This window comes from Pantoea sp. M_9 (genome assembly GCF_008631385.1).
GTDB classification, from domain to species: domain Bacteria; phylum Pseudomonadota; class Gammaproteobacteria; order Enterobacterales; family Enterobacteriaceae; genus Pantoea; species Pantoea eucrina.
In genome coordinates, this window is sequence record NZ_VWUF01000007.1 from 162571 (window position 1) to 175079 (window position 12509).

A 12509-nucleotide genomic window follows, 5' to 3' on the forward strand; every position below is an offset into this window, starting at 1 on the left:
CCTTTATAAGCGCTTATCGTGAAACGTTAGTCGGTGCTTTCATATAGCGGAAGAAATCGCTATCCGGGCTCAGCACCATGACATCCTGATTATCTGCAAAGCTGCTTTCATACGCCCGCAGACTGCGAATGAACGCGTAGAAGTCAGGATCCTGGCTGAAAGCATCCGCAAACAGCTTGGCGGCTTCACCATCCCCTTCACCGCGCGAAATCAGCGCCTGACGCTGCGCTTCAGCCAGCGTACGGGTTACCTGGTAATCAGCCTGCGCACGCAGTTTTTCTGCCTCTTCCTGACCCTGCGAACGCTGGCTACGCGCAACCGCTTCACGCTCGGCGCGCATACGGTTGTAGATAGCGTCAGAGACTTCGGTTGGCAGATTGATCTGCTTAATACGCACATCAACAACCTGAATACCCAGCGCCGCCATACTGTTTGGATTTGGCGCAGGCTCGCTGCTGTTGGTCTCGCGCTCAACGCGTGCGGCAGCGCTGGCGATGGCATCATCTGCTGCCGGCGTCTGGACTTCATCATCGTTACCCGCGCTGCCCGTGTTCAGCGCATCGCGTACGTCAGTGGTCAGACGGCCACGCGAATCGGTCACAATATCTTTCACATCAAGGCGACCCATTTCTGAACGCAGACGGTCGCTGAACTTACGTTTCAGCAGCACCTCAGCCTGAGAGATATCGCCACCGCCCGTTGCCAGATAGTAGCGGCTGAAGTCGCTGATACGCCACTTGATATAAGAGTCAACAATCAGATCTTTCTTCTCTTTAGTGACAAAGCGATCGGCCTGGTTATCCATGGTCTGAATACGCGCATCCAGCGATTTCACGGTTTCAATGAATGGAATTTTAAAGTGCAGACCCGGCGAATAAACCTGTGGCTTGTTCTCGTCGTCGCGCAGAACTTTACCAAAACGCAGCACGATACCGCGCTGGCCTTCCTGCACAACAAACAGTGACGCGTAGAGCACCACCAGCACTACGATAATTACGGCGATGATTGGCTTACGCATCGGTTACTCCCTCCCTTCGCGCTGGGTATCGTTGCGCAGCGCGTTTGCGCGACGCTGGTCCATGACGCTGTCCGGACTATATGATGAGTTACTGTTGCGATCGGCACTGCTGCCTGGCGACGAAGGCAATTTCATCAGGTTAGTGTTGTTCTGACCGCTCTGGCTGCCTGACTGGCCGTTGCGCAGCAGCTGGTCGAGCGGCAGTACCATCAGATTGTTGCTGCGATCGTTAACCAGCACTTTACGCGTATGACTCAGCACGCGCTCCATGGTTTCGATATAGAGACGCTCTTTGGTGATTTGCGGAGCCGCCTTATATTCCGGCAGCAGACGCGCAAAACGGGCAACCTCACCCTGCGCTTCCAGTACGGTACGCTCTTTGTACGCTCGCGCTTCTTCCAGAATACGCTGCGCCTGACCGTTAGCACGCGGCTGCACTTCGTTGGCATAGGCTTCTGCTTCACGCACATACTGCTCACGGTTTTCACGTGCGGCGATCGCATCGTCAAACGCGGCTTTTACCTCTTCCGGTGGACGCGCCGCCTGGAAGTTTACGTCAAGCAGCGTAATCCCCATATTGTAGGGACGAATCGTTTCGTCAATCTCACGCTGTGTATCGCTGCGCACCACGGTACGCCCTTCGGTCAGAATGCGATCCATAGTGGAGCGACCAATCACGCCACGCAGCGCGCTGTCAGTGGCCTGACGCAGGCTGTCATCGGCGCTGGTCACTGCATAGAGATAGCGCTCCGGATCGGTTACGCGATACTGGACGTTCATCTCAACGCGTACCACATTTTCATCGGATGTCAGCATCACACCTGATGCAGCCAGCTCGCGCACGGCTTCAACGTTGACAGCGCGTACGTTATCAATAAATGTCGGCTTCCAGTTGAGACCAGGCTCAACCAGATGACTGAATTTGCCAAAACGGGTTACAACGCCGCGTTCCGCCTCTTTGATGGTGTAGAACCCGCTCGCCGCCCAGATAATCACTACGGCTGCGCCTACAATGCCAACCAGTTTGCCACCGCTACCGCCGCTGCGCTGACCGTTATCGTTCTGTTTGCCACCGCCCAGTCCGCCGAGTTTTTTACTCAGCTTACGGAAGATATCATCCAGATCGGGAGGCCCCTGCTCGCGCCCTCCTTTATTCCCCCCAGAGTTGCCGCCTTGATTATTGCTGCTTCCCCACGGGTCGCGGTCCTGTCCGTTATTTCCGGGCTGATTCCACGCCATGTTTCTACTCCATTTATTGTATTTACGTGTTTTACCTTTCACGTCGCCTGCCGCCGCGTAGTGAACTGCCTGCCCGCCGCCGGATTCGCTACAGAGGTAAGCATCCGGTCATGCGCGCAGTTGACGTTGCGCCCGCGAAACTCTGTTCCGGCGCAGACAGCCTGCAGTCATACTTACAGCACCATTCTCATGTGTCAGATAAAGGCGTTTGGGCAATATCAAACAATATAACTGGTTAGCAACGGCTCCTGTTTGCATAAACGATGCCAGTCAACAATCGGCATACGCACCTGCAAACCCGTACTGCCATCTTCTTCATTCCACTCTTTTTCTATCGCCTGCAGCTGGTAAAAGCGGCTACGCAGACGTCCTGCTTCAGGCGGCAAACGCAGTTCATACTGCGCAATCTCACCTGCCAGCCGTTCTGAGAGCGCCTGCCACAGTAGCTCCAGACCGGCTCCGTTTTGCGCTGAGAGCCACACGCGCGTCGGGCGCTGCTCTTCATCGCGGTCGATACGGGGTTCAAACCCGTCCAGCATATCGATTTTGTTCATAACCAGCAGCGAGGGGATCTCATCCGCCTCAATTTCAGCCAGCACTTCATTTACGGCGTCAATGTTGTCGGTAACGCGTAAATCAGCTGCATCAATGACGTGCAGCAGCAGAGTTGCCTGGCGGGTCTCCTGCAGCGTTGCTTTAAACGCCGCGACCAGATCGTGCGGAAGATGGCGGATAAAACCGACGGTATCGGCCAGCACCACTTCGCCTACGTCGGCGACATTAAGACGGCGCAGGGTTGGATCGAGCGTGGCAAACAGCTGATCCGCTGCATACACATTGGCAGAGGTTACCGCATTAAACAGGGTAGATTTTCCGGCGTTGGTGTAGCCCACCAGCGAAACAGTCGGCACATCGGCTTTAGCACGCGCCTGACGCCCCTGTTCACGCTGCTTCTCAACGCGCTCAAGCCGTGACAGGATCTGACTGATGCGACCGCGCAGCAAGCGCCGGTCGGTTTCCAGCTGTGTTTCACCGGGTCCGCGCAGTCCGATACCGCCTTTCTGACGTTCAAGGTGTGTCCAGCCGCGCACCAGGCGGGTAGCCAGATGGCGCAACTGCGCCAGCTCGACCTGTAATTTCCCTTCATGGGTACGGGCGCGCTGGGCAAAGATATCGAGAATTAAGCCGGTGCGATCGATAACACGACATTCGCACAGACGCTCGAGATTACGTTCCTGAGCAGGAGATAAGGCATGATCGAATAATACGACCGATGCTCCACTCGCTTTTACCGCATCGGCAATTTCAACTGCCTTTCCTTCACCGACAAAATATTTGGGATGTGGCGCTTTACGACTGCCGGTAATTACCTGCAGTGCATCGACGCCCGCAGAAGAGACAAGAGTTTCAAACTCCTGCAAATCTTCCAGCTCTTTGTCTTGGGAGAACCAGATGTGTACCAGTACGGCCTGCTCACCGGCATCATAACGGTCAAACAAGCTATAACCTCGCTAAAATAAAATAACCAGGACGGGAAATCCGACTGCTCCCCGACCCTGGCTTTACGGCTACGCAAAATTACTCTGCGCTATCGCCGTCTTGTTGTGGCTGCGATTGAGCGCTCTGATTGCTTCCGCCGTGGTGGTAGTTGCTGCCACCGCTGCCGCCCGCATTATTGCTGTGATGCGAAACCGGACGTGAAGGAACCACGGTAGAGATGGCATGCTTATACACCATCTGGCTCACTGTATTTTTCAGTAAAATAACGAACTGATCGAAAGACTCAATTTGTCCCTGCAGCTTAATGCCGTTCACCAGATAAATCGAAACCGGAACACGTTCACGACGCAGTGCGTTCAGAAACGGGTCTTGTAATGATTGCCCCTTAGCCATTCTATCTTTTCCTTATATGCTTGTTGTTTGTTACTTAAGAACCGTGGTTCAGAAAAACTGCGTAAAAATTTGCGCACGCTAACCGATCAATTGTACACAATCAGCCCTGCTTAGCACTAACTACCTGAAGTACCGTGTCGCGAGCTGTTTCAGGCGCATCACTGTCTAACCAGTGCACACCTTCCCAGCCTCGTAACCAGGTCATCTGGCGCTTGGCTAACTGCCGGGTGGCGCAAATTCCCCGATAAACCATATCGTCATAGCTGATTTCGCCTGAAAGATAAGACCACATCTGGCGATAACCGACACAACGAATGGAAGGCATATCCGTATGCAAATCACCTCGCGCAAAAAGGGCACGAGCCTCCGCCTCAAAGCCTGACGCTAACATCTGGTCGTAACGCAATGCAATGCGCTGGTGCAGCATTTCACGATGCGCCGGAGCGATCGCAAACTGGTGCACATCGTAGGGTAGCGCTTCACCGGACGTTTTTGTCAGTTCCGTTAAAGTTTTACCCGAAATAAAAAAAACTTCCAGTGCTCGCGAAAGTCTCTGCGGATCATTCGGATGAATACGACTGCCGGCGACCGGATCGATTTCACACAGCTGGCGGTGCAGGGTTTCCCACCCTTGTTCAGCCGCCGTTTGCTCTATCTGCTGACGTATTTGCGGATCGGCCGGGGGCAGCGGCGACAATCCTTCAAGCAACGCCTTAAAGTAGAGCATGGTTCCACCAACAAGCAGCGGAATTTTACCTTCCCGGGTAATCTCCGCCATTTCTGCCAGCGCATCGCGACGAAATTCAGCGGCAGAATAACTCTCCGCCGGATCGCGTATGTCCAGCAGACGGTGAGGAGCCAGCGCCTGCTCCTCAGCTGAAGGTTTTGCCGTTCCTATATCCATCCCGCGATAGATCAGGGCGGAGTCAACGCTAATCAGCTCTACCGGCAGCTGCTGACGTAATGCAATGGCCAGCGCGGTTTTGCCGGAGGCGGTTGGCCCCATCAAAAAAATAGCCTTTGGCCGGCCAGCCTGGTTTAGTTCACTCATGCTTCAACGTGTTAATCGCGCTCTCAATATCCAGGGTCTGTAACAGACCTGAAGGCGGCGACTTCAGCAGCTGCGGACAGAGCCGTTCCAGCTCCGCCAGTAGCGCAATCGCCTGCGAGTGATTCCAGTGTGGCTCTTCTGCATCCTCACGACGTGCCAGCCACTGGGCCAGCATGGACGCAGAAACCTCTTGCTGCCGGGCCAGGTAGCCTAACAGTTCTGGAATCAAGATTTGTAAATTTTGTGTTCTTAACGGTAAAGGCACCGCACGCAGGGTGACATGCTGCCCATCCCGCTGTAAATCAATGCCCATCTGCTGTAGCAGCGCAGTCCGGGTGGTAATGACTTCCTGCTCACTGGCGGCAATTTTCAGGCGTACCGGTATCAGCAGCGGCTGCGGCCGCAGCCCCTCCTCCCCCGGCTGAAGCTGCGCCTGTTTCAGCCAGCGCGAGGCGACGGGCAGCGAGAGCAGCTGGAGCACTGCGCCCCGCTCCAGCAGCGCATAGCGCTCGCGGATGACGCTGAGCACGCGACCAAAACTCTGCGCGTGCGCGGCCAGCGGTGCATCTGCAGGCTCGCGTGTTTTCTGTGGTGCTGCCGGAGCCGGTGCTGCAGGCGCGGCGGAGGGCGTTTTCAGCAGCTGCTGATACGCAGCGCCCTCACGGGCGCGGTACGCGGGTTCTTTATGCTGCCAGCCTGCGCCCGCGTTTCCGCTACGGGCGGGCGCACGATCGCGCGAGCTGGCGGCTTCGTCATCATGTCGGGATGGCGCAGCGGCAGGCTGAGCAAAATGGTTACCGCCGGCAGCCTGGCGGTTCTCTGGCTGCCACGGTGCAGCAGGCTCTCTTGCCGCGACTTCCGGCAGTTCCGCACTGCGGCTCGCCTGCAGCACGCTCATCACGCCCTGCCAGATAAAGTCATGCACCAGTCGCGACTGGTGAAAGCGCACTTCATGCTTGGCAGGATGAACGTTGACATCAACCTGATGCGGGTCGATCTCCAGATAGAGTACATAGGCAGGCTGCTGATCGTCGCCCCCCTGGTCCTGCCAGGCCTGACGGATAGCATGGTTGATCAGCTTGTCGCGCATCATACGCCCGTTGACGTAGCAATATTGCAGATCCGGGGTTTGCCGCGCGCCAGCCGGATCGGCTACCCAGCCGCGCAGCGCCAGATCGTCATGCTGCCAGTCGATACGCAGCGCATGCTGCATAAATGCCGTACCGCAGATCGCCCCCAGACGGCGTTCCTGTTGCGACGTCTGCGTCACGCCGCGGTACTGACGCACCAGTTTACCGTTGTGCGTCAGCGAAATCGCGACGTCAAAACGCGCCAGCGCAATGCGACGGATCACTTCATCAATATGGGTGAACTCCGTTTTTTCCGTGCGCATAAATTTGCGCCGGGCCGGCGTGTTGTAGAACAGATCCAGTACCTCCAGCGAGGTTCCCACCGGATGGGCCGCCGGCTTAACGGTGACCTGCATATCACGCCCTTCGGCATACGCCTGCCACGCTTCCTGCTGATCGGCGGTGCGTGAGGTCAGCGTCAGACGGGAAACCGAACTGATGCTGGCCAGCGCTTCACCGCGAAAGCCGAGGCTGGCTATCGCTTCGAGATCGTCCAGCGACGCAATTTTACTGGTGGCGTGGCGCGCCAGCGCCATCGCCAGCTCTGCTTTGGGAATACCGCAGCCGTTATCGCGGATGCGAATCAGCCGGGCTCCGCCTTTTTCAATATCGATATCGATACGCGTTGCGCCGGCATCGAGGCTGTTCTCCACCAGCTCTTTTACAACCGATGCCGGACGCTCAACCACTTCGCCAGCGGCAATCTGGTTTGCCAGCTGCGGCGGTAAAATCTGTATAGGCATGGTGGTGATCCTTGTAGCTTGCTGGCCCGAAGGCCAGCGATCAGGATTGAGGAATTTTTAAATTCTGCCCCAGCATTACATTGTCTGACTTCATATTATTGGCCTGCATAATCGCTTTCGGACTCACGCCGTAACGCACGGCAATGGCCGTCAGCGAATCACCACGAACCACTTTGTGGCGCGCCGGGCGTGCAGCCGTGGTGCTGACGCGACTGCCGGCCGGTACTTTCAGGCGCTGCCCCACCCAGACCACGTCGCGCTTCAGGTTGTTGAGATCGCGCAGCGTCGCCATGCTGACCCCATACCTGGCGGCAATTCCCGACAGCGTTTCGCCGCGCGTGACCGTGTGGCGCTGCGTCACGCCCGTATACTGCACGGTTCCGCTGGCCGGATTGCTGGCGACGCTAACCGCTGGTGCGCTGTCCAGCGGCCGGTTTTCCTGCTTTGGGACGGACTGTAACGGATGTGCGAGGAAATAACTGCGCAGGCCTTTATGGATCGCCAGCGCAATTTTTTCCTGGTACGCACTGCTGCCAAGCAGCCGCTCCTCCCCGGCGTTACTGATAAAGCCGGTTTCAACCAGTAAAGATGGAATATCGGGTGAACGCAATACGCCAAGGCTGGCGTGCTCCGGCAACCGTTTATGCAGCGGCGTGATGCCGCGTAACTGCTGCAGAACTTTGACCGCTACGTCATAACCGACGCGCTGTGAGTGGCCGAACTGCAGATCCAGCACTGCCTGGCTGAGATAGGGATCGGCCTGGCTGTTCGCCAGCAGATCGCCCGCTCCGCCCAGCAGCTCAGACTGTTTCTCTTTCTGCTCCAGCCAGTTTGCCATTTCATTATTGGCGCGCCGGTTTGACAGCACCCAGACGGAAGCGCCGGTTGCCGAGTGGTTTGGCGCTGCATCGGCGTGAATAGAGACCAGCAGATTGGCGTTCTCTTTGCGGGCCACCTCTGAACGTCCCATCACCGAGATAAAGTAATCGCCGTTGCGCGTCAGCACCGGTTTAAACATCGGATCCCGATCCAGCAGCGCTTTAAGCTTGCGTGCAATAGCGATAGTAACGTTTTTTTCCCGCAGCCCGCGCTGCCCCATCGCGCCCGGATCCTGCCCGCCATGACCGGCGTCAATGGCTACAATCACCGCATCGTTCAGGGTAACCGCACCGCCCGGACGTATCGTGGTGTTGCTGTTGGTCACCGCGGTGACCGGATTGCCATCAAACGGATTGCCCTGGCTGCTGGCGACGCTGGCGCTCTGGCGCGCAGCGGTAACCGGCGCGACTGCGGCACTGCTGCGGTTTACCGGCCGGGTGCCGCGCAGAGTAAACACCACGCGATAGTTATTGCCGTCACGCTGCGTCGCCGCGCGCGTTTTGGTGGACTGGTTTAAATCAAACACCAGCCGGATGCTCTGGGCATCTTTAGGCTGGCTATTGCGAATGCGCTGCACGATGTTTTCACCGCTGAAGCTGAGCGGCAGCCCTTTGATCGTGCCGCTCTGGCGAATATCCAGCACCACCCGGTCAGGGTTATGGAGCGGGAAAAAACCGTATACCGGCTGGCCGTTGAAGCTGAGCGTCACCGTTGCCTGATTCGCCCCGTTCTCAACTTTAATATCTGAAAGCGTGGCGGCAAATGACGTAGCGGAAAACAGGCAGAGCACGGCCAGCACGATGCTTTTTATCCGTGGCTTCATGCCGGATCTCCCTGCTGCATCTGCTCCAGCAGCACGGCACCGTGCGCAGAAACCGCCGTGATTTCTGCTTCACGCCCCGTTTCTGCATAACGCAGCGTCAGTGACAGATCGGGCTCGGGCAGAAAGCCGGCGCCCTGCTGCGGCCATTCAACCAGACAGAGCGCCTCACCGCTGAAATAGTCGCGGATACCCATAAACTCCAGCTCTTCCGGATCGGCCAGGCGATAGAGGTCGAAATGATAGAGGGTACGATCGCCAATTTCATAGGGCTCAACCAGCGTATAGGTCGGGCTTTTAACGTTGCCCTGATGACCGAGCGCCTGCAAAAAGCCGCGGCTGAACGTCGTTTTACCGGCGCCCAGATCGCCATACAGATAAATAACCGCCGCGCTGCTGCAAACGCGAGCCAGTTCCGCACCCATTTTCAGGGTTGCCGCCTCATCGGGCAAAGAAATTACACAGGTTTTCATGCGTTATTATTGCATCATCTCTGGATTAACAAACTGCCACAGTTGCTCAAACAAATCAGTGGCTAACATACCGCGCGTTCCGTGCTGGCGGGCAACTGCATCGGCCGCTGCGCCGTGTACCACGCAGCCCGCACAGGCGGCTTCAAACAGCGAAAGCTGCTGGCCCAGCAGGGCCGCAATGATACCGCTCAGCGTATCGCCCATGCCGCCCGACGCCATACCGGCGTTACCCACATCAGCAATAGCGATCTCGCCCGCGGCGCTGGCAATGACCGTACCGGCGCCTTTCAGAACCACAACTCCGCCATAACGCCGGGCCAGGGTCTGCGCGGCCTGCAGGCGATCGTGCTCGATTTCACTGGTTTTTACCCCAAGCAGCCGGGCCGCTTCGCCAGGATGCGGCGTAATGATGCGATTCTGACGGTTATCCGGATTGATTGCCAGCAGGTTAAGCGCATCTGCATCCCAAAGCATGGGCTTTTCACAGGCCGTGACCTGCTGCAGCGCCTGCTGTGCCCAGTCGCGTTGTCCCATACCCGGCCCAATCGCCACGACGTCCGCCCACGCCAGCGCGTTATGCAGTTTTTCGTGCGTAAATGCATCAGCCATCAGCTCGGGGCGTGCGGTAATAAGCGGACCGATATTATCAGCCTGCGTCAGCACGCGCACCAGTCCGGCACCGCTGCGGAGTGCCGCCTCGCCGGTCATACGGATGGCGCCGGCGGTACCGCTGTCGCCGCCAATAATCAGCAGCTGTCCGTGATCGCCTTTATGTGAGGTCGCCTGGCGCGGTTTAAGCCAGCGCGTCAGGTGCTCCGCTGCATAGCGCCGGACAGGCGCCTGTTGCCCGCTGAGCCAGGCATCAAGGCCCAGCGTATCGCAGTGCAGCTCACCGACATGATCGCGTGCTTTCCCCGTCAGCAGACCCGGCTTCAGCGCAATCATGCTCAGCGTGCGACTGGCGACAACCGCTGCGCCTGGCGTGGCACCGGTCGTCGCCAGTAAGCCGGACGGCACATCGATAGCCAGTACCGGCGCGGTGTGCTGATTGATCGCTTCAATCAGGGGTGCATAAGGTGCCGCGGGCGCGCGACTGAGGCCGGTGCCCAGCAGCGCGTCCACAATCAAATCGACCTGCTCCGGCCACGGGCTGTCTGCGGCATGGATCTCGCCGCCTGCGTCCAGCCAGGCTTCACGCGCCTGCCGTGCTTCATCAGGCAGCGGCCTGCTGCCCTCACACGCCAGCAGCGTGACCGCCATACCGGCTGCCTGAGCCAGCCGCGCAATGACGTAGCCATCACCGCCGTTGTTGCCGTGGCCGCACAGGATCAGCCAGTGTCCGGCCTCTGGCCAGCTCTGACGCGCCAGGGTAAAGCTCGCCTGACCGGCGCGCTGCATCAGTTCATAAAGCGTCAGCCCCAGGCTGTCTGCTGCATCCTGCTCCAGCTGCGCCATGGCCTGCGCAGGCCAGACAGAGTGTGGTAAACTGCGCGCGTTTGCATCAACTGCCTGGTTTCTCATGTCATACCCTCTCGATCTTCAACAGCTTGCTCAACAGATTAAACAGTGGGGGCGCGACCTCGGCTTTCAGCAGGTCGGCATCTGCGATACCGATTTACGTGCCGAAGAGCCAAAGCTACAGGCGTGGCTGGACAAGCAGTATCACGGTGAGATGGCATGGATGGCGCGCCACGGCATGATGCGTGCGCGTCCGCATGAACTGTTGCCCGGCACGCTGCGGGTGATCAGCGTCCGCATGAACTATCTGCCCGCAAAAGCGGCCTTTGCCCAAACCCTGAAAAATCCTCAGCTTGGCTACGTCAGCCGCTATGCGCTGGGTCGCGACTATCACAAAGTATTGCGCAATCGTCTGAAAAAGCTCGGAGAAATGATCCAGGCGCACTGCAGTGAACTCAATTTTCGCCCGTTTGTCGATTCCGCTCCCGTCATGGAGCGGCAGCTGGCGGCGAAAGCGGGCCTCGGCTGGACCGGAAAACATTCACTGATTCTGAATCGTGAAGCGGGCTCATGGTTTTTCCTTGGTGAACTGCTGATCGATCTGCCGCTGCCGGTGGATGCTCCCCAGGAGGAGCAGTGTGGCCGCTGCGTCGCCTGCATGACGATCTGCCCGACCGGGGCCATTGTGGAGCCCTATGTTGTGGATGCACGGCGCTGTATCTCCTATCTCACCATTGAGCTGGAAGGCGCCATCCCAGAAGCGCTGCGTCCGCTAATCGGCAACCGTATTTATGGCTGTGATGACTGCCAGCTGATCTGTCCCTGGAACCGCTACAGCCAGCTGACGGATGAAGCGGACTTTTCACCGCGTGCGGTTCTGCATGCGCCAGAGCTGACCGCGCTGTTTGGCTGGGACGAAGCGCGTTTTCTGCGCGTGACGGAAGGCTCGGCGATTCGGCGGATTGGTCATCTGCGCTGGCTGCGCAACATTGCCGTAGCGCTGGGTAACGCCCCCTGGTCAGCTGAATGCGTGGCGGCGCTGCAGCAGCGGCGCGGTGAAGATCCGCTGCTGGATGAGCATATTGACTGGGCGCTGAATCAGCAGCAGCAGAAGCGCGCAGCTGAGGTTGTTGAGGTGCAGCCTGCGAAAACGCTGCGTTTAGTCCGCGCCGTGGAAAAGGGTCTGACACGTGATGCATGATTGAGCGCATCTGCTGCACACAGGCTTGTCCACACGCTGTGCATAAGATTTTTTCACAAAAACAGTGACGCAATGGCGCAAGTGGTCTATAGGGGCCATTAACATAATGAAATACTAATTTATATATAAATAACAGTAAGTTAACTGTGATTTGTAAACTTATATTTGCTGAATAATGCGCAGGCGTCGAGCCAGAGCCTGTGGATAACTCTGTTTAAAAGGGTTTTGCATGATGGGTATAACGCCGCCTTTCAGGCGCGGGCTAATTGTGGATAACTTGCAGCGGTATGCAGCAAACCATCGGCAATATCGACGCTGACACAGCGTGTGTAATGTTCAGAACAACGCAGACTGCAGAAAGAGCAAAAGCAGTGCTTAATGTCTGATGACGCCCGCAGGCAGGAAACAATCGTGAATAAGAAAACTGGAGCGGGAAACGAGACTCGAACTCGCGACCCCGACCTTGGCAAGGTCGTGCTCTACCAACTGAGCTATTCCCGCAAAGAGGTTACTACAAAACAGATTCTGGAGCGGGAAACGAGACTCGAACTCGCGACCCCGACCTTGGCAAGGTCGTGCTCTACCAACTGAGCTATTCCCGCAT

At 57.4% G+C, this 12509-nt stretch carries 10 protein-coding genes and 2 tRNA genes; 1 reads left to right on the forward strand and 11 read right to left on the reverse strand.

Annotation, left to right across the window (positions count from 1 at the left end; genetic code table 11):
• Positions 1–13 precede the first annotated feature (13 nt).
• From hflC to nnr, 9 genes are all read right to left on the reverse strand, one after another.
• The gene (hflC, locus tag F3I15_RS12230; protein ID WP_150018096.1) at positions 14–1018 is read right to left on the reverse strand and encodes a protease modulator HflC; all 1005 of its coding nucleotides are present in this window, start codon (positions 1016–1018) and stop codon (positions 14–16) included.
• Between the two features lie 3 nt (positions 1019–1021).
• Positions 1022–2257, reverse strand: coding sequence for an FtsH protease activity modulator HflK (gene hflK, locus F3I15_RS12235; RefSeq protein ID WP_150018097.1), 1236 nt, complete (start codon positions 2255–2257; stop codon positions 1022–1024).
• A 218-nt stretch (positions 2258–2475) separates the two neighbouring features.
• Entirely contained in the window at positions 2476–3756 is a 1281-nt protein-coding gene (gene hflX, locus F3I15_RS12240; protein WP_150018098.1) for a ribosome rescue GTPase HflX, read from the reverse strand.
• 79 nt (positions 3757–3835) lie between these two features.
• Positions 3836–4150 (reverse strand): RNA chaperone Hfq, encoded by a 315-nt coding sequence (gene hfq / locus F3I15_RS12245; protein ID WP_150018099.1) that lies wholly within the window; start codon positions 4148–4150, stop codon positions 3836–3838.
• A 100-nt stretch (positions 4151–4250) separates the two neighbouring features.
• Positions 4251–5201: a tRNA (adenosine(37)-N6)-dimethylallyltransferase MiaA gene (gene miaA, locus F3I15_RS12250; protein ID WP_150018100.1), complete on the reverse strand. Its 951-nt coding sequence runs from the start codon at positions 5199–5201 to the stop codon at positions 4251–4253.
• Complete coding sequence (gene mutL, locus F3I15_RS12255; protein ID WP_150018101.1) at positions 5194–7074, reverse strand: DNA mismatch repair endonuclease MutL; 1881 nt, start codon at positions 7072–7074, stop codon at positions 5194–5196. Before mutL ends, miaA begins: the two co-directional genes overlap by 8 nt.
• 40 nt (positions 7075–7114) lie before the next feature.
• Positions 7115–8776 (reverse strand): N-acetylmuramoyl-L-alanine amidase AmiB, encoded by a 1662-nt coding sequence (gene amiB / locus F3I15_RS12260; protein WP_150018102.1) that lies wholly within the window; start codon positions 8774–8776, stop codon positions 7115–7117.
• Positions 8773–9246, reverse strand: a complete 474-nt coding sequence (tsaE, locus tag F3I15_RS12265; RefSeq protein WP_108569958.1) for a tRNA (adenosine(37)-N6)-threonylcarbamoyltransferase complex ATPase subunit type 1 TsaE — start codon at positions 9244–9246, stop codon at positions 8773–8775. Before tsaE ends, amiB begins: the two co-directional genes overlap by 4 nt.
• A 6-nt stretch (positions 9247–9252) precedes the next feature.
• Entirely contained in the window at positions 9253–10767 is a 1515-nt protein-coding gene (gene nnr / locus F3I15_RS12270) for a bifunctional ADP-dependent NAD(P)H-hydrate dehydratase/NAD(P)H-hydrate epimerase (protein ID WP_150018103.1), read from the reverse strand.
• Here nnr and queG point away from each other — a divergent pair.
• Positions 10766–11905: a tRNA epoxyqueuosine(34) reductase QueG gene (queG, locus tag F3I15_RS12275; protein WP_150018104.1), complete on the forward strand. Its 1140-nt coding sequence runs from the start codon at positions 10766–10768 to the stop codon at positions 11903–11905. The genes nnr and queG overlap by 2 nt on opposite strands.
• A gap of 425 nt (positions 11906–12330) precedes the next feature.
• On the opposite strand, the gene F3I15_RS12280 is transcribed toward queG, so the two are convergent.
• Both F3I15_RS12280 and F3I15_RS12285 read right to left on the reverse strand, forming a co-directional pair.
• Positions 12331–12406, reverse strand: a tRNA-Gly gene (locus F3I15_RS12280).
• 25 nt (positions 12407–12431) lie between these two features.
• Positions 12432–12507 (reverse strand) — tRNA-Gly (locus tag F3I15_RS12285).
• Between the last annotated feature and the right edge of the window lie 2 nt (positions 12508–12509).

What these genes read in the sequence shown, in the direction of transcription:
- hflC (WP_150018096.1), bottom strand. Translation starts at nt 1,018, where the DNA reads ATGCGTAAGCCAATCATCGCCGTAATTATCGTAGTGCTGGTGGTGCTC.
- hflK (WP_150018097.1), bottom strand. Translation starts at nt 2,257, where the DNA reads ATGGCGTGGAATCAGCCCGGAAATAACGGACAGGACCGCGACCCGTGG.
- hfq (WP_150018099.1), bottom strand. Translation starts at nt 4,150, where the DNA reads ATGGCTAAGGGGCAATCATTACAAGACCCGTTTCTGAACGCACTGCGT.
- miaA (WP_150018100.1), bottom strand. Translation starts at nt 5,201, where the DNA reads ATGAGTGAACTAAACCAGGCTGGCCGGCCAAAGGCTATTTTTTTGATG.
- mutL (WP_150018101.1), bottom strand. Translation starts at nt 7,074, where the DNA reads ATGCCTATACAGATTTTACCGCCGCAGCTGGCAAACCAGATTGCCGCT.
- amiB (WP_150018102.1), bottom strand. Translation starts at nt 8,776, where the DNA reads ATGAAGCCACGGATAAAAAGCATCGTGCTGGCCGTGCTCTGCCTGTTT.
- tsaE (WP_108569958.1), bottom strand. Translation starts at nt 9,246, where the DNA reads ATGAAAACCTGTGTAATTTCTTTGCCCGATGAGGCGGCAACCCTGAAA.
- queG (WP_150018104.1), top strand. Translation starts at nt 10,766, where the DNA reads ATGTCATACCCTCTCGATCTTCAACAGCTTGCTCAACAGATTAAACAG.
- nnr (WP_150018103.1), bottom strand. Translation starts at nt 10,767, where the DNA reads ATGAGAAACCAGGCAGTTGATGCAAACGCGCGCAGTTTACCACACTCT.